Raw genomic sequence first — 21,919 nt, forward strand, 5'->3', positions numbered from 1 at the left:
CCGGGTTTTTCTTATTCAAAGCAAGCGAACTCAAGCTCCAACGTCGACAATCGCCTTGGCCAGAATCGGCACGGTTGTTGCATTCAGTCCTGCGATATTCAGACGGCTGTCACCAACCATGTAGATTCCATGGTCGGTCCGCAGTTTTTCAACCAGTTCCGGCGAGGCGCCGAGGCGCGAGAACATGCCGCGGTGCTGAGCGATGAAACCGAACCGGTCCGATCCGCTCAGGCGTTGCAGCTCGTCCGCCAGTTGCTTGCGCAATCCCAGCATGGACAAACGGGTTTCTTCCAGTTCGGCCTGCCATTCAGCACGCAGCGCTTCGTCCATCAGGATGGTCGTCACAACCCGCGCACCGTGATCGGGCGGGAAGGAATAGTTCTGGCGATTCAGGAAGGCCAGAGTGGCTTGGTTCAAAGCCGTCTGCCCCGCGTCCGCGCTGACGGCCATCAACAGGCCGGTACGCTCGCGATAGACACCGAAGTTCTTGGAACAGGACGCCGCGATCAGGCATTCCTTGACCGATGACGCCACCAACCGGACCGCCTGCGCGTCTTCTTCCAGACCGTCGCCAAACCCCTGGTAAGCAATGTCGATCATCGCCACCAAACCACGCTCGTTGATCAGGTTTACGACGTCCTGCCACTGCACCATGTTCAGATTGGCGCCGGTCGGGTTGTGGCAGCAACCATGCAGCAGAACGACGTCGCCCGCATTGGCGGTTTTCAGATCCTCGATCATGCCGTCGAAATCAACGCCGCGGGTATCGCCGTCGAAATATCGATACTGAACCGTCTCCATGCCCAGATAATTCAGAATGGACAGGTGGTTCGGCCATGTCGGGTTCGACACGAAGACGCACGCCGAGGGGTTGGCCATGCGGATCAATTCGAACGCCTGTCGGCAGGCACCGGTCCCGCCAGGGGTCGCAACAGCTGCAATGTTTCCCCGCGGTACGGACGTGCCCAAGATCAGGCCGATCATCACATCTGCAAAGGCCGGATCGCCGGCCAGCCCTGTATAGGCTTTGGATTCCTGCTTTTCCAGTATGCGCTGCTCGGCGGCCTTGACCGAGCGCATCACCGGCGTCACACCCTCGGCATTTTTGTAGACGCCCACGCCCAGATCAATCTTCTGATCACGCGGGTCCTCGCGGTACATCTGCATCAGCATCAGGATTTTATCCGCAGGCTGCGGCTTGAGGAATTCGAACATCAGTTCTCTCCGGTTGCGACGGGAAGGGTCGGGAAGGCGCCCCATTCAGCCCAGGAGCCGTCATAAAGCGAGTGATCTTTCTTGCCCATGCGTTCAAGCGCAAGGCTGAGGATTGCAGCGGTAACGCCAGATCCGCAGGACGTGATCGCCGGTTTCGACAGATCAACGCCGGCAGCCTCGAAAACGGCACGGCAATCTTGGGGCGATTTCATTGTGCCATTGGCGTTCAACAACTGGCCAAACGGGACATTGCGCGATCCTGGAATATGCCCCGAACGCAGGCCTTCCCGCGGCTCGACCTCAGTTCCGGCGAAACGGGCGGCAGAACGGGCATCAATGATCTCGTGATCTGCCAGTTTCGCTGCCGCAGACACTTGCGTGACGTCCCGAACCAGATGGTTCTGCACCCGGACTGTCATGTGGCGGTCGCGGATGACGGGCGGCAGATCCTCGAGCTCGCGCCCTTCCGCGTTCCATTTCGGCAATCCCCCATCCAGAATGGCGATGTTTTCCTGACCCATAAGCCGGAACAGCCACCAGACCCGGGCTGCGGACATCAGACCGGCCCCGTCGTAGACGACGACCTGATGACCATCACCCACGCCCATCGCCCGCAGGCGCGACATGAATTTCTCGACCGGAGGGGCCATGTGCGGCAGGTCCGAACGGCGGTCTGAAATCTCATCAATATCGAAGAACCGCGCCCCGGGAATGTGACCCGCGTCATATTCAGCCCGGGCATCGCGGTTTTGCGAAGGCAAATACCACGACCCGTCCAGAATCCGCAGATCCGGGTCCTTGATATGTGCGGCCAGCCATTCGGTAGATACGAGGGTTTTCGGATCGTCCTGCATCAATGCCTCCCCTGAGCGAGCTTGATTTTTCCCTATACCCGGCAGCATAGGGGTTCAAGGCTGGATAGGGCTATTCTGCCGCGCTGCGCAGGCGAAAATGCTGAATAATTCCGATGAAACTGATCAAAATCCAGAACCCTTCGATCAGCATCGAAGCCAGATTGAAATTGTGCACCAGAGAATAGACGATCAGCACCGAGCCCAGAAGGTTGATCACCGGAAAGGCCAGATCGTCGGAATTCATCATTCGCATTTGCGTTGCGAAATACGCGGCGACCACGATCAAAGCGCCAAACGAACCGATTGCATCCACGATCGTGAGGGTGTTCAGAATATCGGTCATCAATGAGCCATGCCGTTTTCAGAATTGTCAGAGAGCTGTCCGTAATGGTGCATATTCAAAAAAGCAGCACCCTGCGCCCCCGCGCGATACCCATGAGGCACGTCGGCTGCAAAGCGCAATCCCTGTCCGGCATGTAAGGGCACCCATTCCTCACCACGCAGAATTTCAAGTGTTCCGCCCAGAACAAAGACTTCCTCGGTAACACCAACCGCGTGTGCAGGCGATTCGTGGCTCTGGTTCGGGTTCAGATTGACGTGGAATGTCTCAGCCCCCAATGCGGGATCGAAAGGGAACACGATCTTGACCTCTATACTGCCGGGAAACGTGACCGTCTGAAAGACGGATGGATCGCCGATCGCCGTGTCGATCAGAGCACTCAGCGGCACTTGAAACCCTTTGGCGATTTTCCAGAGCGTAGCGATCGTCGGGCTGGATTCACCGCGTTCGATCTGACCCAACATTGCTTTGCTGACGCCTGTCATTTCGGCCACTTTGGACAGGCTGAGGCCGGATGCTGCGCGCACATCCCTCAGCTTCAGTGTAATATCGTCAGAGTTCATGTCAGCGTCCCGCGAATCCTCTTGTGCGTTATAGCGCACATGTGATACGTGCGCTATAACGCACGAAACCCGATCTATGCAACCCGAGGCAACAGGGAAACAGCATCATGCCATTGTACCGATCCAGAACCTCCACTCATGGCCGCAACATGGCGGGCGCACGCGGCTTGTGGCGCGCCACTGGCATGGAGGATGACGATTTTGGCAAACCGATCATCGCCATCGTCAATTCGTTCACCCAATTCGTGCCCGGGCATGTGCACCTGAAGGATCTGGGCCAGATGGTTGCGCGCGAGGTCGAGGCCGCAGGCGGTGTTGCGAAAGAGTTCAACACCATCGCGGTAGATGACGGCATCGCAATGGGCCATGACGGCATGCTCTATTCGCTGCCCTCGCGCGAGGTGATCGCGGATTCGGTTGAATACATGGTTAACGCCCATTGTGCAGATGCGATGGTCTGCATCTCGAACTGCGACAAGATCACCCCCGGCATGCTGATGGCTGCGATGCGCCTGAACATCCCGGCGATCTTTGTCTCAGGTGGACCGATGGAGGCCGGCAAGATCGACATCGCGGATCTGGACGTCAAGAAAATCGACCTCGTGGACGCGATGGTTGCCGCCGCGGACGACAAGTACACCGACGAACAGGTTCAGCACATCGAGGAAAACGCCTGCCCGACCTGCGGGTCGTGTTCGGGCATGTTCACCGCGAACTCGATGAATTGTCTGGCCGAGGCGCTGGGTCTGGCGCTGCCGGGCAATGGCTCGACCCTGGCGACCCATGCGGATCGCAAGGATCTGTTCCTGGAAGCCGGCCGCCGCATCGTCGAGATCACCAAGCGGCATTACGATCTGGACGAGAAAGGCTTTTTGCCGCGTGAGATCGCGACCTTTGATGCGTTCGAAAATGCCATGAGCCTGGATATCGCGATGGGCGGGTCCACCAACACCGTTCTGCACCTGCTGGCCATCGCGCATGAGGGTGAGGTGCATTTCACCATGTCCGACATGGATCGCCTCAGCCGCAAGGTGCCGTGTTTGTGCAAGGTCGCGCCCAACACCGAGAATGTGCATATGGAAGACGTTCACCGCGCCGGTGGCATCTTCTCGATCCTGGGCGAGTTGAGCCGTGCAGGCCTGTTGCACGAAGAATGCAGCACGGTCCATTCCGCCACAATGGGTGAAGCGATTGCCAATTGGGACATCAAGATCGCCAACAACCCCAAGGCGCAGGAGCTGTTCAAGGCGGCCCCCGGTGGCGTGCGCACCACCCAGGCATTCAGCCAGTCGAACCGTTACAAGGAGCTGGACACCGACCGCGAAGGTGGGGTGATCCGCTCGAAAGAACATGCGTTCAGCCAGGATGGCGGTCTGGCTGTTCTGTTCGGAAACATCGCGCGCGACGGCTGCATCGTGAAAACTGCCGGGGTGGATGCAGACATCCTGAAGTTCACCGGGTCGGCCTATGTCTGCGAAAGCCAGGATCAGGCGGTAAACGATATCCTCACCGGAAAGGTCAAGGAAGGTGACGTGGTGGTCATCCGCTACGAAGGTCCGCGCGGCGGGCCGGGGATGCAGGAAATGCTCTACCCGACTTCGTATCTGAAATCCAAGGGTCTGGGTAAAGCCTGCGCCCTGTTGACAGACGGGCGCTTCTCGGGCGGCACGTCGGGGTTGTCCATCGGTCACGTCTCGCCTGAAGCCGCCGAGGGCGGCGAGATCGGCCTGGTGCAGAACGGCGATACAATCGAGATCGACATTCCAAACCGCTCCATCCATCTGGCCGTGTCGGACGAAGAACTTGCTGCCCGTCGCGAGGAACAGGACGAGAAAGGGTGGGTGCCCACGCAGCCGCGCAAGCGCAAAGTTTCAACCGCGCTGAAAGCCTACGCAAAGCTGACTACCAGTGCAGCCAAAGGGGCCGTTCGTCAGGTTTGACCCCGAAACGGACCGGTTCTTTTCGCGAAGAACCGGCGGGTCTGCCTACTTAACAAAAGCTCCCGCGCCCAATCGCACCATCGGCGTTGCCGATGCCACGTTCGGACTTGGGCCCGGCGCCGCGCATTGCGCGGCGCCGCGCCCAACCAAAGGAGGTGTTTCGCAAGAAGCGCTGACGATGGGCGGGAGCGTTTGCGGTTTTGTCAATCACCAAGTTTGGCGTGAACCTCGTCCAGATCGATTTCACCGATCGGCATCTTGTTTGCCGGGTTTTCGAAATCGTATTTGAATAGATCGAAATCCTGTTTGTAGATCTCATAAACTAGATGCATCGACAGGTCGTCGAAATAAGCCTCGACCGGATGCGCGCGCTTGGGCCCGTGTCCTTCGGATTCGTTGAACCGCGGAATATCCGACAATGCTATGGCGTGAGGGGTCTGGATGTGATCCAGAACATCCTGCATCCCGTCGTTGAAACGTTCGGTCCAGAAAATCCGGTCATACCGCCCGCCATTCACGATGAAGGTCGAGACATGCCCGGACATCGCCGACCAGTGAATGTCCGGATCCATCGGGCGCCGCCAGCGAATCGTATCACGCGCAAAAAGCAGGAACCGGCGAAAGCTGGCGATCTGGTCGAACTCTCCCTTGCCGTCGTCGCCGCCGACCTCGATGCCGTAATTGTAAACCAGCGTCGGCACAAGGTTGCCGCGATACCGTTTCCCATTGCGCTGAATGCCGCAGATCTTGTCGAAAAACGAGCTCAGAACGCGGGTGTACGGGTTGCGCACGCAGGTAAAGGAATAAGACGCATGCGAACGGACATTGCTTGAAATCGGGTCCTGACTCGGGCCAAAAGCCCATTTATGCATGCCATCTTTGGCATCATGTATGTCGCCATCAAAGAACCTGCCATGATCGGAATAATACATGATCTGTCCGATGGTCGAGCAGGCACATTTGGGCACAACACGGTAAACCATGCTTTCGCTTTCGGTCATCCAGGTGCCGGGAAAACCCATCTGCTGTGCCTCCTTATCCGATCGGGTCTCAGATTGACGCGTCGGCTTTGGACCCCAAAGAAGCAAAAAAATTCTGTTTATTCAATCGCTCATCCTCAGTATCACGGTTGCGAACAGGCAGAAACGGAAATCGCGTAACTCAGATGGCAAAGATTGCCTATATTTTGCTGTGCCACAAAGACCCCGACGCGATCATCGCGCAGGCCCGGCAACTGACTGCGGCCGGTGACTGCATGGCGATCCATTTCGATGCGCGTGCAAAGGCTGAAGATTACGCCAGAATACAAACGGCCCTGAAGGACAACCCGAACGTCGCATTCGCGGTCAAACGGATCAAATGCGGCTGGGGTGCCTGGTCGCTGGTTCAGGCAACGCTCCACGCGCTTTCGGCAGCGGTCGAAAGTTTTCCGCGCGCAACGCATTTCTACATGCTGTCAGGCGACTGCATGGCGATCAAGACAGCCGAATACGTTCACGATTTCCTGGACCGCAACGATTTGGATTTCATCGAAAGCCACGACTTTTTCGAAAGCAACTGGATCAAGACCGGCATGAAGGAGGACCGGCTGATCTATCGACACTATTTCAATGAACGTACGCAAAGCGGGCGGTTCTATGCGTCATACGAAATACAAAAACGTATGGGCCTGACCCGTGAAATACCGCAAGACCTGCAGGTTATGATCGGCAGCCAATGGTGGTGTCTGCGACGCCAGACCGTGGAAAAGATCCTGGATTTCCTGCGCCAGCGACGCGATGTCGTCCGGTTCTTCGCGACAACCTGGATTCCGGACGAGACCTTTTTTCAAACGCTTGTCCGCCATCTGATCCCAAGACAGGAAATCGAGAACCGGACGCTGACTTTTCTGATGTTCTCGGATTACGGCATGCCGGTGACGTTCTATAACGACCATTATGACATGCTGCTAGGTCAGGATTATCTGTTCGCCCGCAAGATCAGCCCCGAAGCGCTTGAGCTCAAGGAAAGACTGGGCAGGCTCTATGCCAGCGACGGCATTGACTTCCAGATTTCGAATGAAGGGCGCAGCCTCTATGACTTTCTGGCCGGGCGCGGGCGCGTTGGCCGGCGTTATGCCCCGCGTTTTTGGGAAGCTGGAAACACGCTGGACCCCGGACGCGAAATCTACCTGATCGCCTGCAAGAAGTGGCACGTCGCCAAGCGGCTGGTCGATCAGATCATGTCGGAAACAGACATTCCCTGCGTTGAATACCTGTTCAACGAACAGGATTCGCCTTTGCCGGACCTGGGAGGTATTGAAACCACCCTGGTCAAACGTGGACGTCATCGGCGCGCCGTGGTGCGCATGCTTTTCGAATGTTTTGAAACTGACAGGCTGGTCCTTTGCGTGGACCCTGCAAACCTTGAGATCATTCAGGATTTTTGTGCGGATCAGGCCCGGACGCGTGTTCTGGAGATCGAATGCGATTACTCGGATGAGTACCTGATCGGCCACGCCCGCCGTGTCGGACTGGCCGGGGAAAACACGCCGACGCAGCGGGTCGCCCACCTGTTGCCCGCGCTCAGAAACTCATTGGCTTACGAATCCGAACTGATCCGCGGTGCAGGGCTTGAGGGCCATTTTCGCCTTCGCGAATCCGCCGAACGTGAAGAAAACGAAGCGGCGATCGCCGCGTTTCTGAGGATTTCGCTAGAAAAAGCGCGGTCGGTCATGCAGTTGGACTATCTGTTTCTGGACTGAGCCACGGCAGCTTGGCGACCGTATCCGGATGGCGTCGAGACAGGTCTTCAGGCAATCAATCGCACCCACGCCCGGTTTCCTTTTGTTGCAGAAAATGTCAGCCAACATTTTCGCCGGAGACCTGCCGACCCCGATAGCACGTAGCCGAAACAATCCACATCAAACTCAGTATTGAAACGCACCGCGCTGGGATCACTCGATGCGCAGATCCTTCTGAGCCTTTGTGTCTATTCGGTGTGTTGCCATCGAAGTAAAAAGCCCACCGAACGACGGGCTTTTTTTGGGGCGTTTAGACTTAGTCGTACAATACGGCGGCGATTGCCGGATCTTCCATATTGGACGCGTCATAGTAGTAGAACCCGGTATCAATCAGGGCTGGTACACTTTCACCCTTGGACGCGGCCACCGCCGCCTTTACCGTTTCGTATCCGATACCGACGGGGTTCTGGGTAATGGCCCCTGCCATCAGGCCGCTCTTGATCGCGTCCTTCTGGGCCTTGCCGCTGTCATAGCCAATAATGACCAGACCTTCGGTGCCCAGTTCCTGCACACCGTTCACAACGCCAATCGCCGATCCTTCGTTGGTTCCGAAAATGCCGTTCAGATCTGGATTGGCTGTCAGGATCGCCTTTGTCACCTCGGTGGATTTCAGATGGTCGCCCTGTCCGTACTGAACGGTTACGACCTCGATATCGGGATACTTCTCGGCAATGCGATTGACGAACCCATCGCGACGGTCGATGCCCGTGCGGCTGGTCTGGTCATGAGCCACGACGGCAACCTTTCCTTTGCCACCCAGCATTTCAGCCATCTTGTCAGCGGCCAGACCCGCAGCAGCCAGATTGTCTGTGGTCGCAGTGGACACCGGAATGTCACTGTCTACCCCGCTGTCAAATGCGATGATCGGAATGCCCTTGTCATTGGCTTGTTTCAGCAGCGGGATCGCCGCCTGGCTGTCCAGAGCGGCAAAGCCGATGGCCTTGGGGTTGTTGGCCAGCGCAGCGGCCAGCATATCGATCTGGCGATCCACCATGGTTTCGTTGTCAGGCCCTTCGAACGTGATGGTGACATTGTATTCGTTCGCCGCCTGCTCGGCACCGGCCTTCACGGCCTGCCAGAACTGGTGCTGGAACCCTTTGGACACCAGCGGGATATAGACGTCCTCGGCCACGGCCATCGAGGCCGGAACGGAAAGGCTGGCAGCACTGAGCGCCCCCAGAATGAAACGACGTGTAAACATGATTTTCTCCTCCAGTTGGTCGTTTTTTTTCGTTTCTGAAATGATCAGCCGGTTTTCTTGCGCCGGGCCATGTCGGCATAGACGGCAAGGATGATGATTGCTCCGGTCACGACGGTCTGCCATTCCTGCGCGACCGACAGCACCCGCAGACCATTGGTCAGAACCGCCATGATCAGTGCGCCGATCAGCGTGCCCAGGATGGTGCCGCGCCCGCCGGACAGGGATGTGCCGCCGATCACCACGGCTGCAATCGCCTCCAGCTCGTACCCAAGACCCAATGCCGGTTGCGCCGAATTCAGCCGCGAGGCGATCAGGATTCCCGCAATGCCGCAGATCGCACCGGCCAGCGCATAGATGCGCATTTTCCACATGTCGGTGTTTACACCGGACAGGCGCACTGCCTCTTCGTTCGAGCCCAGCGCAAAAGTATAACGGCCCAGAACGGTGCGCCCCAAGATGTACGAGGCGGCGATGGCCACGAGAAACAGGATCAGAACGCCGTTGGGGATCGGCAGCGCCGGAATGACCTCACCGATCAGCGACCCGCGCGAGATCTGGTCGAAACCAGGTGTGTCATTGAAATAGATCGGCCGCGTGCCGGAAATCACCAGTGACAGACCCTTCAGGATCAGCATCATACCCAGCGTGGCGATGAAGGGCGGGATTTTCATCTTCGCCACGAATGTGCCCGAGCACAGCCCGCAAAACGCACCGGCCGCGATGGCCGCAGCCACACCCAGCAGCAATGGCATGCCCAGATAAGTCAAAACCACACCCGCGATGACTGCGCAAAACGTCATCAGCGTGCCCACCGACAGGTCAATACCGCCGGTAATGATCACCAATGTCGCTGCCACCGCCAACACTCCGTTGACCGACGTTGCCTGCAGAATGGCAATCATGTTCGAGGTCTGCATGAAGTTGGGCGATGCGATCGAGAAGCCGATCAGCAGGGCGATCAGACTGGCGAAGGCCAGCAGCTTCTGGTACGCGCCGCTTTCTGACAGGCCCGCAAGTGGCTTTTTCTTGTCGAGATCCGTTGCTGTGGTCATTGCACTGTCCCTGTAACCTGCATCGCCGCCTTGCGTTGGGTGGCCAGATGCATGATGTCTTCCTGAGTGGTGTCTTTTCCGCCGGGCAGGATGCCGGTCAGCCGGCCCTCGCACATCACGGCGATGCGATGGCTCAGCCGCATGATCTCGGGCAGTTCGGATGAGATCACGATGATGGTTTTGCCTTGTTCTGCCAGCTCTTCCAGCAGCTTGTAGATTTCCGATTTTGCGCCGACATCGATGCCGCGCGTCGGCTCGTCAAAGATCAGAATATCGCAATCCCGCAGCAACCATTTGGCAATGACAACCTTTTGCTGGTTGCCCCCTGACAACAGCCGCACTTCCTGAACGTCGGATGGCGTCCGGATGCCCAGTTGATTGATGTAGCTTTTGGCGGCGGTGCCGATTTCACTGTCGTTCAGAACGCCGCCTGTCCCGGTGAAAAGATCCATCGAAGCCAGCGCGATATTGTCCCGTACGTTCATGCCGGTAGCGAGGCCGAAGTGCTTGCGATCCTCGGAAAGGTATCCGATCCCGGCCCGCACCGCATCCCTGGGGGATCTGATCGAGACGGATTGTCCGTGCACCCGGATTTCACCACTGTCTTTCGGGTCCGCTCCAAATATGGCTCGCGCCACCTCGGTCCGGCCCGCCCCCATCAGACCCGCAAATCCCAGTATCTCACCCTTCTGGACCGAGAAGCTGACACCCTGAATTTCAACGCCCCGTGACAGGTTGCTGATCTCAAGCGAAACTTCGGCCCCGGCCAGATCGGGTACTTCCAGCGGTTCTTCCTTGACCTCGCGACCCACCATCATCGCGATGATCTGGCTGATCGGGGTTTCGGCAGCACCGACCGTACCGACATATTCGCCGTCACGCATCACCGTTACCCTGTCGGCGATCTGTTTCAGTTCGTCCATTTTGTGGCTGATATAGACGATGCCCACGCCTTCGGCCTTGAGGCGCCGAATGATTACAAAGAGTTCGGCAATCTCTGCATCGTTCAACGCCGCCGTTGGTTCATCCATGATCAGCACTTTCGAGCGGTAGGACAGAGCCTTGGCAATCTCGACCATCTGTTGCTTGGCGATGGTCAGGCCGCCGACCAGCGCCCTTGGGTCGAGCCCCAGGTTCATCGAAGCAAAGATGTCGGCTGTCTGTGCATTCAGCGCCGCATCGTCCAGTCGACCAAAGCTTTTGCGCGGCTCGCGGCCGATAAAGATGTTCTGCGCCACAGTCAGGTCGTTCATCAGGCTCAGCTCCTGATGAATAATGCCGATCCCCAGATCCTGCGCCTGACGCGGGGATTGCGGACTGACGACCCGGCCTTCGACCGACAATAACCCACCATCGCGCTGATAAATGCCTGAAAGGATTTTCATCAGCGTGCTTTTCCCGGCGCCGTTCTCTCCCATCAGCGCGTGAACCTCGCCGGGCACCAGATCGAACTGCACGGATTTCAGCGCGTGCACGCCGGGGAAGTGTTTTTCAATCCCCGTCATTTCGACCAGTTTCGTCATTTCTCCTCCCATTTGTCCCTCAGTCCCCGTGTCGCATCCGGTTCACATCACCGCTCCGATCTGCCACGGAACAAACTCGACCCCTCCGAAGCCAAGCTGCTCGCTTTTCGTCTGTTCGCCCGATGCGACGCGGATCAGAATCTCGAACAGTTCCTCGCCCTTGGCTTCGATGCTGACGCCCTCGGTGACGATGTCGCCGCAGTTCAGGTCCATGTCGTCGGACATGCGGGCATACATTTCGGAATTGGTGGCCAGCTTGATGCAGGGTGTCGGCTGATAGCCGGAAACCGAGCCGCGCCCGGTGGTGAACACAATCAGGTTCGACCCTGACGCCACCTGACCTGTGACCGAGCAGGGATCAAACCCCGGACTGTCCATGAAAACAAACCCGTGTTTGTCGACGATCTGGCCAAACTCGTACACATCGCGCAGAGGCGCCGTACCGCCCTTGGCGACCGCACCCAGCGATTTTTCCAGAATCGTCGTCAGCCCGCCGCGCTTGTTGCCGGGGCTGGGGTTGTTGTCCATCTCGCCGCCGTTTCGTTCGGTGTAGTCCTCCCACCAGCGGATGCGGGCGATCAGCTTTTCTCCAACTTCGACGGTTTCGGCACGACGGGTCAAAAGATGTTCCGCACCGTAGATTTCGGACGTCTCCGACAGAATGGTCGTGCCACCGTGCCGAACCAGCAGGTCCGAGGCGTAGCCAAGCGCCGGGTTTGCCGTGATGCCGGAATACCCGTCTGAACCGCCGCATTGCATTCCGACGGTGATTGCACTGACGGGCGCGGGTTGCCGGGTCGCCTGATTGGCCAGTTCGGCAATTCCGCGCAGCTCTTCCAGGCCCCGCTCGATGGTTCGGCGCGTGCCGCCTTCGTTCTGGATCGTCATGTAGCGGAGCGCGCCATCGGGCCGGATCGGACGCCCCCCGACAAGATCGGACACCTGCATGACTTCGCAGCCCAGACCGATCAGAAGAATGCCACCAAAATTCGGGTGCTGCGCATAGCCTGCCAATGTGCGGAACAGGGCGGCATAGCCTTCGTTCTTGCCGGACATTCCGCAACCGGTGCCATGAACAATCGGCACAATGCCGTCGACGTTGGGGTAAGCATCCAGAAGGCCCGATTTCTCGGCCGCCTCGGAAATGAAACGCGCGACCGAGCCGGAACAGTTTACGGTGGTCAAAATGCCGATGTAATTACGCGTGCCCACTTTACCGTCCGCCCGGTGAAACCCCTGAAAGGTCCGGGTGCGATGTATTTCTGGCAATGGCACGCAGGCAGACGCATGCGCATAGTCCTGCTGATGCTCTCCCATCCCAAGGTTGTGGACATGGACATGCGCGCCCGGCGCAATATCTGACTTGGCCTGCCCGATGATCTGGCCATACCGGATGACATTCGCTCCTGCGGGGATATGCACCACGGCAATCTTGTGACCGCGCCCGATTGAACCCGGCAAAGGCGCAGGCACTCCTGTCGGGCAGTCGCCAGCCGAAAGATCCCGCAGCGCAATGACCACATTGTCATCCGGGTTCAGCCTGACGGTGTCCTGCGTCTTGCCCTGAAGGCCCTTGTTTTTCTGCTGTGCTTGCATTGTTTTCCCACTTGCCTGCACAAATTGCTAATGAGCGAACCCACACTTGTCAACTAACATGTTAGTATGCTAGATCGAAAATCATGAACCGACCTCAAGACATCGACGCAACCTTGCTGCCTGAAATTGCCGTGACAGAAGGCTCGCTGGCACACCGTGTTTATCTTGCGATCAAGCAGGCTATCCTGTCCTTGGATTTCCTGCCGGGCGCAAATCTGAAAAAGGCGCCTATCTGTGAGCGGCTTGGTGTCTCGCGTGCGCCCGTGGCCGAGGCGATTGCCCGGCTGGCGGCCGAAGGGCTGGTGGATGTGGTTCCGCAATCGGGAACGCGGGTGTCCTATTTCTCGATGTCGGAAATCCGCGAGGGCGTCTTTCTGCGCGAAGCCCTTGAACTGGCTACCGTCGCCAAGGTCGCTCGTGATTTTACCGAAGACCAGCGCAAGCGCCTGAGTCGCAACATGCGGCTGCAGGAACTGCTGATCGAGGATGAGGACATCCCCGGGTTCTATCAGGCCGACGAGGAATTTCACGCCCTGCTGATGGCCTTTACCGGCTTTGTCCGGCTACCGGACGTGGCGCAAACGGTTTCACTGCAGGTCAGCCGTGCACGCATGCTGCTGTTGCCTACCCCGGGCCGCGTTGCGGAAACGCTGCAGGAACACCGCGCGATATTCGACGCGGTCCAGGACCGCAACGAACAAGCCGCACAGGAGGCGATGCGCCATCACCTGGGACAGCTGATGCCGCGCATCGAGGTTTTGGAACGCGAAAAGCCGCACCTGTTCAACATCAGCTCCCACCCAGAACGAGAGGCAGGATGACCGTTTCTCAGACCGAACTCCTCAACAACCGAACTTCACGCCCTGTTCCTTTGACTCGCATGGGTTTCGGGGGCGCGCCATTGGGAAACCTCTATCGCAAGGTGTCCGATGCCGACGCACAGGCCGCGCTGCATGCGGCCTTCGATGCCGGGATCCGTTTCTTTGACACCGCCCCGCAATACGGGCTGGGCCGGTCTGAACAGCGTTTCGGAGAGGCCATCCCCGTCTTTGGACGTGACAACATTCAGCTTTCCACAAAGATCGGGCGCCTTCTTGTGGACTGCGAACCGCACGAGGTCACACCCGAAGCTTTCGTGGATGTTCCCAGGAAACGCATCGTATTCGACTACACCTATGACGGTGTCATGCGATCCTACGAAGCCAGTCGCGAACGGATCGGTGTCGCCAATGCCGACATTCTTCTGGTGCATGATGTTTGCGTGTTCAGCCAGGGCAGTCAGGAAGCATCCGACGCGAAGGTCCGAGAGCTTTTTGACGGCGGCGGCTACCGAGCACTGACTGAATTGCGTGAGGCGGGCGAAATCGCCGCGATCGGCGCCGGGGTCAATGAATGGCAGGTGTGCGAGAAATTGCTGGGTCTGGGGGATTTCGACGGCTTCCTTCTGGCTGGACGATACACGCTGCTGGAACAGGAGGCGTTGGACAGCTTTCTGCCGCTCTGCGAAAAGCGCGATGTCGGCATCATTCTGGGCGGCCCCTACAACTCGGGCATTCTGGCGACCGGCGCGGTTCCCGGAGCAAAGTACAATTACGTGGATGCGCCACCGGACATCATGGACAAAGTGCGCAAAATCGAGGCCGTGTGTGACGCTCACGGCACCCCGTTGATTGCGGCCGCCCTGCAGTTCGTTCTTGGGCATCCATGTGTCAAAACTGTTGTACCCGGGGCGGTCAGTGCGGCCGAGGTGAATGCGAATGTCGCCTTGCTGGAGCGCAATATTCCCGCTTCGCTGTGGTCGGATCTGAAATCCGAAGGCCTGATCCGCGCGGATGCCCCCCTGCCATCGGAGACGGCCCATGCTGCGTAACATCAATCCACTGCTTTCCCCTGACCTACTACATGCCTTGCGATCCATGGGTCACGGGGATGACATCGTTATCGCTGACGCCAATTTTCCCGGCTCCAGCGTAGGCCCCGAATGCCTGAGGGCGGATGGATCCTCGGCCAGTGATATTCTTCGGGCCGTTCTCTCGGTCATGCCGCTGGATAATTTTGTTCCCGACCCCGCCCTGACCATGCAGGTGGTGGGAGACCCCGAGGCGGTCCCCGAGGCGGTGGCCGACTTTCAATCCATCATTCAACAGACAGCCGACAACCCCGTCGAAATACAAAGCCTTGAGCGCTTTGCATTCTATGAACGCGCATCCCAAGCTTTCGTCATCGTCCAGACCGGCGAGCGCAGGCTTTACGGCAATATCATCCTGAAAAAGGGCGTGATTGCATGAGAATTGATGCTCATCAGCATTTCTGGTCTCTGGATCGGGGTGATTACGGCTGGCTGACAGCCGAGATGGGGCCTATCTACAGGGATTTTCTGCCCGCCGATCTGCTGCCCCTGATTGAACGTGCCGGAATTGATGGCACTGTTCTGGTTCAGGCTGCCCCGACCGTTGCCGAAACTGAGTTCATGTTGTCGTTGGCGAACAAAACTTCCTTTGTCAAAGGCGTCGTGGGCTGGGTTGATTTCGAAGCACCAGACGCCCCGCAGCAGATCGCAGCGCTGGCAGAAAACCCACTCCTCGTCGGTCTGCGCCCGATGATTCAGGATATCGAGGATCCTGAATGGATGCTGCGAGAATCTCTGCACCCGGCCTTTGCGGCGCTCATCGCTCACGAACTGACCTTTGATGCGCTGACCTTGCCCAAGCATCTTGGGCCGTTGCACAGTTTGCTGGCCAGATACCCGCAGATGCGGGTTATCGTGGATCACGCATCAAAACCGGCGATCCGGGACGATCGGCTGTCTGACTGGGCCGATGACATTGCCGCAATCGCCAGCAACAGCCATGCGTTTTGCAAGCTGTCCGGACTTGTGACCGAAGCGCAGCCCGGCTGGGACATCGGCGACCTGCGCCCTGTCGTGGATCATCTGCTGAACGTGTTCGGACCCGAACGCCTGATCTGGGGCAGCGACTGGCCGGTTTGCACTCTTGCCAGCAGCTATGAACGTTGGGTCGAGGTTACCGACATACTGCTTTCGGGTCTGACCCCTGAAGAACGCTCGGCAATTCTGGGCGGCAATGCGCTGCGCGCCTACAGCCTGAGGGATTGAAATGAACCTGTCTGAATTTGACCGCGACGGAGTGTGGCTGGGTCGTATCGAACGGGCCGGCATTGGCCCGTGCGTTGTCACCTTGCGCGGTGAAAGCCTGATGGACATCACATCAAGAACCGCGCCTACGGTCCGGGACATCCTCGAACGCGAAGATGCCGTGGAATATGTCCGCGCTGCCGAAGGTGAGGTGCTGGACCCTGTCCGCGATGCCTTTGCCTGGCTTGCCCCTTGTGATCTGCAGGCCGTCAAAGCCTGCGGCGTCACCTTTGCCGGCTCAATGGTCGAACGCGTGATCGAAGAAAAGGCCGGTGGCGACCCGGCCCGGGCCGACAGCATTCGCAACCGGATCGGTGCCCGCATCGGCAAGAAACTAGGCGATATCGTCCCCGGATCGGACGCAGCTGCAAAGGCAAAACAAGCCCTGATCGAAGAAGGTTTGTGGAGCCAGTACCTTGAGGTGGGCATCGGACCCGACGCCGAGGTATTTTCCAAGGCACAGGTCCTGTCGTCGGTTGGGTACGGGGCCGAGATTGGCCTGCACCCGGTTTCGGAATGGAACAACCCAGAACCCGAAATCGTGCTTGCCGTGAATTCGCAAGGCGTGATCATGGGTGCGACATTGGGCAATGACGTCAATCTGCGCGACATCGAGGGGCGCTCGGCCTTGTTGCTGAGCAAGGCCAAGGACAACAATGCGTCCTGCGCGATCGGTCCGCTGATCCGGCTGTTCGATGACCACTATTCGCTGGACGATGTACGACAGGCCGAACTGACACTGACTGTAAACGGTCCGGACGGTTTCAACCTGAACGGAAGCTCCTCCATGTCCCAGATCAGCCGCGATCCTGCAGATCTTGTTTGCCAGACGATCGGGCGGCATCACCAGTATCCGGACGGCCTGATGCTGTTCCTCGGGACCCTGTTCGCCCCGACGCAGGATCGGGAAACACCCGGAGGAGGGTTTACACACAAGCTGGGAGACGTTGTAACCATCGCCAGTGAAAAGCTGGGCACACTGACCAACACAGTGCGTCTGGCGACTGAGTGCCCCGAATGGCGTTTCGGGGCGTCCCATCTGATGCGAAACCTGGCCCGGCGCGGCCTGCTGTAAGAAAGAACCACAATATGCTCACCGGAAAACACCTGATCGCTGGCGAATGGATTGGCGCGGACACTGTCTTTGCTTCGCAGCCGACAGAAGGCCCCGCCCATGACTTTGCGGCAGGAACGGCATCTCACGTCGACGCCGCCGTCGACCCCGCCGAAGAGGCGTTTGCAACCTACGGCTGGTCCTCGCGCGCCGAACGGGCAGAGCTGTTACGCCGGGTCGCCGACGAAATCGATGCCCGGGGGGATGCAATCACCGAAATTGGCAGCCAGGAAACCGGCCTGCCCGCAGCCCGCCTGCAAGGAGAGCGCGGGCGGACAGTGGGACAGTTGCGCCTGTTCGCAGATTACATCCTTCAGGGTGATTATCTGGACACGCGCCATGACCCTGCTATGCCCGACCGCGCGCCCCTGCCGCGCCCGGACCTGCGGATGATACAGCGCCCTCTGGGTCCGGTTGCCGTATTCGGCGCCTCCAATTTCCCGCTGGCGTTTTCGGTTGCGGGCGGTGACACCGCCGCGGCGCTGGCCGCCGGATGCCCGGTTGTCGTCAAGGGGCACCCGGCACATCCCGGCACTGGCGAGATCGTCGCACAGGCCATCGACGCCGCCATCAAGGTTTGCGGGGTCCACCCGGGTGTCTTCTCGCTGGTTCAGGGTGACACACGTGAAGTCGGTGAACGGCTGGTTCGGCACCCATTGATCCGCGCAGTTGGCTTCACCGGCAGCCTGGCCGGGGGGCGGGCGCTGTTCGATCTGTGCGCGCAACGGGACGAGCCTATTCCGTTCTTCGGTGAACTCGGGTCGGTCAACCCGATGTTTATCCTGCCTCAGGCGGCAGCTGCCCGCGCCGCGGAGATCGGTGTGGGCTGGGCCGGTTCGCTCACCATGGGTGCAGGTCAGTTTTGCACAAATCCCGGCATCGCCGTGGTGATCGATGGCCCGGATGCCGACGCACTGGAAGCGGCCACAGCAGCTGCGCTGCAGGAGGTTGCTGCCCAAACTATGCTGACCGACGGAATCGCGAACGCATACCGGCAAGGGTCAGATCGCGTGGCGGCCTGCAACGGTGTTACCCGGATCCTGGGCAAAAGCTGTGAGACACGCTCGGCCAGACCCTGGCTGTTCAGTGTTTCCGGCAAAGACTGGCAATCGGACCATCGATTGCAGGAAGAGGTGTTTGGCCCGCTCGGCATCATCGTGCGCGTTCAGGATATCAGCGAAATGCGCGATATCGCCCGTACGATCGAAGGCCAGTTGACCTGCACCGTTCACATGGATGCGGGCGACGCGCAGGATGCCGGTTCGCTCCTGCCTCTGCTGGAGCGAAAAGCCGGGCGCATTCTGGCCAACGGGTTCCCCACCGGGGTCGAAGTTTGCGACGCGATGGTGCATGGCGGGCCCTACCCGGCCTCGACCAACTTCGGTGCAACTTCTGTGGGAACTCTTTCGATCCGGCGCTTCCTGCGTCCCGTTTGCTATCAGAATATCCCGGCCGAATTGCTGCCGGAACAGGGATGAGGTCCGGTATGCCGAACGAAGGAACACCAGCGCGACTGGCCGGGAAAACCGCCCTGGTCACAGCGGCAGGCCAAGGCATCGGCCGAGCGTCAGTCGAACTTTTTGCCGCCGAAGGGGCGCAGGTCATTGCATGCGACATCAACTCTGACGCGTTGGCCTCGCTTGATGGAACAGCGGGCGTGACCACGCTGCAACTGGATGTGACGGATGCCAATGCTGTGCAGGCCGCTGTCGCGGACTTGCCGGCACTGGGCGTGCTGTTCAATTGCGCGGGCTATGTTGCAAACGGGTCCATTCTGGAATGCGAGGACCGCGACTGGGATTTCAGTTTCGACCTGAACGTCAAGGCCATGTATCGGCTGACCCGGCTGATCTTGCCGAACATGCTGGAAAACGGCGGCGGCTCGATCATCAACATGTCGTCGGTTGCCTCGTCGATCAAGGGCGTGCCGAACCGCTTTGCCTATTGCGCCTCGAAAGCGGCCGTCATTGGTCTGACCAAATCGGTCGCGGCGGATTTCGTCACGCAAGGGGTTCGCTGCAACGCGATCTGTCCGGGGACTGTGGACAGCCCCTCTCTGCATGACCGGCTGAGCGAAACCGGCGACTATCAGAAGGCGATGACGGATTTCATCGCGCGCCAGCCCATGGGGCGCATCGGAACCGCCGAAGAGATCGCGGAACTCGCACTCTACCTGGCCAGCGACGCCAGCAAATACACCACCGGACAGCCCTTTGCCATCGATGGCGGCTGGACGATCTGAACGAATGAGGGAAACAGGATGAAACTTCTGCGCTTTGGGCCTGTCGGTCAGGAAAAACCGGGCCTTCTGGATGATACCGGAGTAATTCGGGACCTGTCGGGGGTTGTGGATGACATTGCCGGCGAAACGCTGGGCGATGAGAGCCTGCAAAAACTCCGCGCGCTGGACCCCGCTCAATTGCCGCAAGCCGATGCGAATACCCGGATCGGTGCATGTGTCGGGCAGGTCGGAAAGTTTATCTGCATTGGCCTGAACTATGCCGACCATGCTGACGAAAGCGGTATGGAACTGCCGCAGGAGCCAGTCGTCTTTTTCAAGGCAACCTCGGCCATCATGGGGCCGAATGACACCGTGGAAATCCCGCGCGGATCGGTCAAAACCGATTGGGAGGTCGAACTGGGCGTGGTTATCGGCAAAGCCGCAAAATACGTGTCAGAAGCCGAAGCGTTAGACCATGTGGCGGGCTATTGCGTGATCAACGACCTGTCTGAACGCGATTTCCAACTGCATCGCTCGGGCCAGTGGGTCAAGGGCAAGTCGGCGGATACGTTTGGTCCGATTGGCCCGTGGCTGGTGACGCGGGACGAGGTTTCGGACCCGCAAAACATGGCAATGTTTCTTGAGGTGAACGGGCATCGTTATCAGGACGGATCGACCCGGACGATGCATTTCGCCGTTGCGACAGTAGTTTCGTACCTTTCCCAGTTCATGTCCCTGCAGCCGGGCGATGTGATCGCCACCGGAACACCGCCGGGTGTCGGGATGGGTCAGACACCGCAGACCTATCTGAAGCCCGGTGACAAAATCGAACTGGGTATCGAAGGTCTGGGCGTGCAGAAACAGAACGTCGTTGCTGGCTGATCCGGGCAACCGTGAACTTGACCATGTCCGGGTGCGGCGCTAAGGCCCGGATATGGACAAGCAAAAGAAACCCTCTCGCCAGCAGGTCTATACGCTGCTGGTTCAGATCGGACGGAAAGAAGGTGACGGTCTGCCCGAGGGCGCGACCGGTGCCGCACTGATGTGTTTTGCCAGCGGCGTGGACGAGGCGGAAGCGGTACGGGAAACCGTGGCGATTCTGAAACAGGCCGATACTGCTCCGCTGGATGTTACCGGCTATGGCACACTGGCCGAGCGTGAGGCGCAGGGCCATGACATCGATTCTGACGAACGTGCTCTGATGCAACGGGCGCTGGATGAAAACGCGGTCATCGTCGCGCAGATGACGCCGTTTTTCGGGGAGCTGGAACAGTCCTAGTTCCGCGCCCCGAACCATTTGCGGTAGATTTCCGAATACGTGCCGTCTTCACGCAGGGACAGCAGCGCCTGGTTGACTTCTTCGACCAAAGGCGAGCCGGTCGGAAAGGCGATACCATAGGTTTCGCGCAGGAAAATTCCGCCTGTCACCGAGGCGATTTTCCGGCCTTCATGCGCAGCGTAATAGGACAGGATCGGTGCATCGAAGACGACCGCGTCCAATTCCTCTTTCTCGAAGGATGTCAGCATCTCTTCCAGTCCGGGATAGCCGGTAAACTCAATTTCGCGACGGTTCAGAAAGTTGGCCGCGGTCGAGCCCGAGATCGTGCCCACCTGCTTGCCATAGAGGTCGTTGACCGAGTTTACGCTGCCGGTGATCGCGTCCACTGTCATGACCGATGTAATCCGGGCCGTGAAAACGGACACGATGAACAGCGAAGAAACAACCAGAATGACCCCCAACAAACGGCCAAAAGGCGTCCGGGGCATGCGTTCTTCGAAGCCGCCATTGACCACGAGATTCAACGCCCACCAGAAAGACGGGAACCATGCCTCGTTCAGCTTGCGGTCAAAATAGGGTTGCGCACGTCGTTCGAAACTCCACATCAGCATCCCGCCGCCCAGCAGGATCGCAAAAGCCAGCCCGATCGCTATGAACAGTTCGCGCGACAACAGCGCCTGCAGCAGGGATGGCCGGCGCATTGCTTCGGACGGAACCATGATCTGCAAACCGGATTCGAAAATCGGCTGGCTGAAATCCATACTCGTTTCGCGTGACGCGGTGATCGAGATATTGGCGATCGCAAGATCGGCTGTCCCGTCCTGCACCGAATTCAGCATGTCCCCAAAGGCATCCAGCCGGTTGACCGAATACTCCCAGCCCAGCGCGCTGGACAGGGCTTCCAGCAAGTCCATGGAAAAACCGCTCTGGTCCCCGTCCTCGACATAGGAAAACGGGGGGCGTGTTACGGTCGAGACCGTAAGCGATTGCGCCTGGCTTTGCTGTGCAAGAACGGCGAAAGTCAGGCAGACCACTGCGAAGAATAGGCGTTTCATCGACAAGATACCTGTTTCGCGGCCCTCTAG

General features: G+C 58.8%; 21 protein-coding genes. 11 read left to right on the top strand and 10 right to left on the bottom strand.

The annotated features are described in order from the left end of the window. Nucleotides 1–30 precede the first annotated feature (30 nt). The 4 genes from ACR0MI_RS12140 to ACR0MI_RS12155 form a co-directional block, all read right to left on the bottom strand. Nucleotides 31–1,215 (bottom strand): amino acid aminotransferase, encoded by a 1,185-nt coding sequence (locus tag ACR0MI_RS12140; RefSeq protein WP_170615603.1) that lies wholly within the window; start codon nt 1,213–1,215, stop codon nt 31–33. After that, nucleotides 1,215–2,069, bottom strand: coding sequence for a 3-mercaptopyruvate sulfurtransferase (sseA, locus tag ACR0MI_RS12145; protein ID WP_170615605.1), 855 nt, complete (start codon nt 2,067–2,069; stop codon nt 1,215–1,217). Before sseA ends, ACR0MI_RS12140 begins: the two co-directional genes overlap by 1 nt. Nucleotides 2,070–2,139: 70 nt before the next feature. After that, entirely contained in the window at nt 2,140–2,412 is a 273-nt protein-coding gene (locus ACR0MI_RS12150; protein ID WP_170615607.1) for a CBU_0592 family membrane protein, read from the bottom strand. Beyond that, nucleotides 2,412–2,972, bottom strand: a complete 561-nt coding sequence (locus tag ACR0MI_RS12155; protein WP_170619584.1) for an XRE family transcriptional regulator — start codon at nt 2,970–2,972, stop codon at nt 2,412–2,414. Before ACR0MI_RS12155 ends, ACR0MI_RS12150 begins: the two co-directional genes overlap by 1 nt. Before the next feature lie 107 nt (nt 2,973–3,079). Here ACR0MI_RS12155 and ilvD point away from each other — a divergent pair, with 107 nt between their 5' ends. Beyond that, on the top strand, nt 3,080–4,912 hold the full coding sequence (gene ilvD / locus ACR0MI_RS12160) for a dihydroxy-acid dehydratase (protein ID WP_170615611.1): 1,833 nt from the start codon (nt 3,080–3,082) through the stop codon (nt 4,910–4,912). Nucleotides 4,913–5,115: 203 nt separating this feature from the next. Here ilvD and ACR0MI_RS12165 read toward each other — a convergent pair whose 3' ends face one another. Beyond that, nucleotides 5,116–5,934, bottom strand: coding sequence for a sulfotransferase family protein (locus ACR0MI_RS12165; RefSeq protein ID WP_170615613.1), 819 nt, complete (start codon nt 5,932–5,934; stop codon nt 5,116–5,118). A 143-nt stretch (nt 5,935–6,077) separates the two neighbouring features. On the opposite strand from ACR0MI_RS12165, the gene ACR0MI_RS12170 reads away from it, so the two are divergent. Next, nucleotides 6,078–7,655, top strand: a complete 1,578-nt coding sequence (locus tag ACR0MI_RS12170; protein WP_170615615.1) for a DUF5928 domain-containing protein — start codon at nt 6,078–6,080, stop codon at nt 7,653–7,655. A 295-nt stretch (nt 7,656–7,950) separates the two neighbouring features. On the opposite strand, the gene ACR0MI_RS12175 is transcribed toward ACR0MI_RS12170, so the two are convergent. Genes ACR0MI_RS12175 through ACR0MI_RS12190 form a run of 4 tightly spaced genes read right to left on the bottom strand, consistent with a single transcriptional unit; the run spans nt 7,951 to nt 13,066 of the window. Continuing rightward, the gene (locus ACR0MI_RS12175; protein ID WP_170615617.1) at nt 7,951–8,895 is read right to left on the bottom strand and encodes an ABC transporter substrate-binding protein; all 945 of its coding nucleotides are present in this window, start codon (nt 8,893–8,895) and stop codon (nt 7,951–7,953) included. Nucleotides 8,896–8,939: 44 nt separating this feature from the next. Then, complete coding sequence (locus ACR0MI_RS12180; RefSeq protein WP_170615619.1) at nt 8,940–9,947, bottom strand: ABC transporter permease; 1,008 nt, start codon at nt 9,945–9,947, stop codon at nt 8,940–8,942. Beyond that, on the bottom strand, nt 9,944–11,470 hold the full coding sequence (locus ACR0MI_RS12185; protein ID WP_170619583.1) for a sugar ABC transporter ATP-binding protein: 1,527 nt from the start codon (nt 11,468–11,470) through the stop codon (nt 9,944–9,946). Before ACR0MI_RS12185 ends, ACR0MI_RS12180 begins: the two co-directional genes overlap by 4 nt. 42 nt (nt 11,471–11,512) lie before the next feature. After that, entirely contained in the window at nt 11,513–13,066 is a 1,554-nt protein-coding gene (locus ACR0MI_RS12190) for an altronate dehydratase family protein (protein WP_170615623.1), read from the bottom strand. 83 nt (nt 13,067–13,149) lie between these two features. On the opposite strand from ACR0MI_RS12190, the gene ACR0MI_RS12195 reads away from it, so the two are divergent. From ACR0MI_RS12195 to ACR0MI_RS12235, 9 genes are read left to right on the top strand one after another with little or no spacing between them, the layout of a single operon-like run. Continuing rightward, nucleotides 13,150–13,887 (top strand): GntR family transcriptional regulator, encoded by a 738-nt coding sequence (locus ACR0MI_RS12195; RefSeq protein ID WP_170615625.1) that lies wholly within the window; start codon nt 13,150–13,152, stop codon nt 13,885–13,887. Next, nucleotides 13,884–14,936 (top strand): aldo/keto reductase, encoded by a 1,053-nt coding sequence (locus ACR0MI_RS12200; RefSeq protein WP_170615627.1) that lies wholly within the window; start codon nt 13,884–13,886, stop codon nt 14,934–14,936. The genes ACR0MI_RS12195 and ACR0MI_RS12200 overlap by 4 nt, the downstream gene beginning before the upstream one ends. After that, nucleotides 14,926–15,354: an RbsD/FucU domain-containing protein gene (locus tag ACR0MI_RS12205; RefSeq protein ID WP_170615629.1), complete on the top strand. Its 429-nt coding sequence runs from the start codon at nt 14,926–14,928 to the stop codon at nt 15,352–15,354. The genes ACR0MI_RS12200 and ACR0MI_RS12205 overlap by 11 nt, the downstream gene beginning before the upstream one ends. Further along, nucleotides 15,351–16,181: an amidohydrolase family protein gene (locus ACR0MI_RS12210; RefSeq protein WP_170619582.1), complete on the top strand. Its 831-nt coding sequence runs from the start codon at nt 15,351–15,353 to the stop codon at nt 16,179–16,181. The genes ACR0MI_RS12205 and ACR0MI_RS12210 overlap by 4 nt, the downstream gene beginning before the upstream one ends. 1 nt (nt 16,182) lies before the next feature. Further along, complete coding sequence (locus tag ACR0MI_RS12215; protein ID WP_170615633.1) at nt 16,183–17,295, top strand: fumarylacetoacetate hydrolase family protein; 1,113 nt, start codon at nt 16,183–16,185, stop codon at nt 17,293–17,295. Nucleotides 17,296–17,309: 14 nt separating this feature from the next. Beyond that, entirely contained in the window at nt 17,310–18,812 is a 1,503-nt protein-coding gene (locus ACR0MI_RS12220; protein ID WP_480854465.1) for an aldehyde dehydrogenase (NADP(+)), read from the top strand. Nucleotides 18,813–18,820: 8 nt separating this feature from the next. Beyond that, complete coding sequence (locus ACR0MI_RS12225) at nt 18,821–19,576, top strand: SDR family oxidoreductase (RefSeq protein WP_480854467.1); 756 nt, start codon at nt 18,821–18,823, stop codon at nt 19,574–19,576. 18 nt (nt 19,577–19,594) lie between these two features. Beyond that, nucleotides 19,595–20,437 (top strand): fumarylacetoacetate hydrolase family protein, encoded by an 843-nt coding sequence (locus ACR0MI_RS12230; RefSeq protein ID WP_170615639.1) that lies wholly within the window; start codon nt 19,595–19,597, stop codon nt 20,435–20,437. Between the two features lie 52 nt (nt 20,438–20,489). After that, entirely contained in the window at nt 20,490–20,834 is a 345-nt protein-coding gene (locus ACR0MI_RS12235) for a hypothetical protein (protein WP_170615641.1), read from the top strand. Here the strand turns inward: ACR0MI_RS12235 and ACR0MI_RS12240 are convergent. Then, nucleotides 20,831–21,889 carry a transporter substrate-binding domain-containing protein gene (locus ACR0MI_RS12240; RefSeq protein ID WP_170615643.1) on the bottom strand — a complete coding sequence of 353 codons (1,059 nt, stop codon included), beginning with the start codon at nt 21,887–21,889 and terminating at the stop codon, nt 20,831–20,833. The two genes, ACR0MI_RS12235 and ACR0MI_RS12240, sit on opposite strands and share 4 nt — an antisense overlap. Nucleotides 21,890–21,919: the final 30 nt, after the last annotated feature.

The organism is Ruegeria sp. D4, assembly GCF_056534475.1.

Coding starts and splice junctions, on each gene's coding strand:
- ACR0MI_RS12235 (WP_170615641.1), top strand. CDS start 20,490: ATGGACAAGCAAAAGAAACCCTCTCGCCAGCAGGTCTATACGCTGCTG.
- ACR0MI_RS12180 (WP_170615619.1), bottom strand. CDS start 9,947: ATGACCACAGCAACGGATCTCGACAAGAAAAAGCCACTTGCGGGCCTG.
- ACR0MI_RS12220 (WP_480854465.1), top strand. CDS start 17,310: ATGCTCACCGGAAAACACCTGATCGCTGGCGAATGGATTGGCGCGGAC.
- ACR0MI_RS12185 (WP_170619583.1), bottom strand. CDS start 11,470: ATGACGAAACTGGTCGAAATGACGGGGATTGAAAAACACTTCCCCGGC.
- ACR0MI_RS12150 (WP_170615607.1), bottom strand. CDS start 2,412: ATGACCGATATTCTGAACACCCTCACGATCGTGGATGCAATCGGTTCG.
- ACR0MI_RS12170 (WP_170615615.1), top strand. CDS start 6,078: ATGGCAAAGATTGCCTATATTTTGCTGTGCCACAAAGACCCCGACGCG.
- ilvD (WP_170615611.1), top strand. CDS start 3,080: ATGCCATTGTACCGATCCAGAACCTCCACTCATGGCCGCAACATGGCG.
- sseA (WP_170615605.1), bottom strand. CDS start 2,069: ATGCAGGACGATCCGAAAACCCTCGTATCTACCGAATGGCTGGCCGCA.
- ACR0MI_RS12190 (WP_170615623.1), bottom strand. CDS start 13,066: ATGCAAGCACAGCAGAAAAACAAGGGCCTTCAGGGCAAGACGCAGGAC.
- ACR0MI_RS12200 (WP_170615627.1), top strand. CDS start 13,884: ATGACCGTTTCTCAGACCGAACTCCTCAACAACCGAACTTCACGCCCT.
- ACR0MI_RS12230 (WP_170615639.1), top strand. CDS start 19,595: ATGAAACTTCTGCGCTTTGGGCCTGTCGGTCAGGAAAAACCGGGCCTT.
- ACR0MI_RS12165 (WP_170615613.1), bottom strand. CDS start 5,934: ATGGGTTTTCCCGGCACCTGGATGACCGAAAGCGAAAGCATGGTTTAC.
- ACR0MI_RS12225 (WP_480854467.1), top strand. CDS start 18,821: ATGCCGAACGAAGGAACACCAGCGCGACTGGCCGGGAAAACCGCCCTG.
- ACR0MI_RS12195 (WP_170615625.1), top strand. CDS start 13,150: ATGAACCGACCTCAAGACATCGACGCAACCTTGCTGCCTGAAATTGCC.
- ACR0MI_RS12175 (WP_170615617.1), bottom strand. CDS start 8,895: ATGTTTACACGTCGTTTCATTCTGGGGGCGCTCAGTGCTGCCAGCCTT.
- ACR0MI_RS12240 (WP_170615643.1), bottom strand. CDS start 21,889: ATGAAACGCCTATTCTTCGCAGTGGTCTGCCTGACTTTCGCCGTTCTT.
- ACR0MI_RS12215 (WP_170615633.1), top strand. CDS start 16,183: ATGAACCTGTCTGAATTTGACCGCGACGGAGTGTGGCTGGGTCGTATC.
- ACR0MI_RS12210 (WP_170619582.1), top strand. CDS start 15,351: ATGAGAATTGATGCTCATCAGCATTTCTGGTCTCTGGATCGGGGTGAT.
- ACR0MI_RS12155 (WP_170619584.1), bottom strand. CDS start 2,972: ATGAACTCTGACGATATTACACTGAAGCTGAGGGATGTGCGCGCAGCA.
- ACR0MI_RS12140 (WP_170615603.1), bottom strand. CDS start 1,215: ATGTTCGAATTCCTCAAGCCGCAGCCTGCGGATAAAATCCTGATGCTG.
- ACR0MI_RS12205 (WP_170615629.1), top strand. CDS start 14,926: ATGCTGCGTAACATCAATCCACTGCTTTCCCCTGACCTACTACATGCC.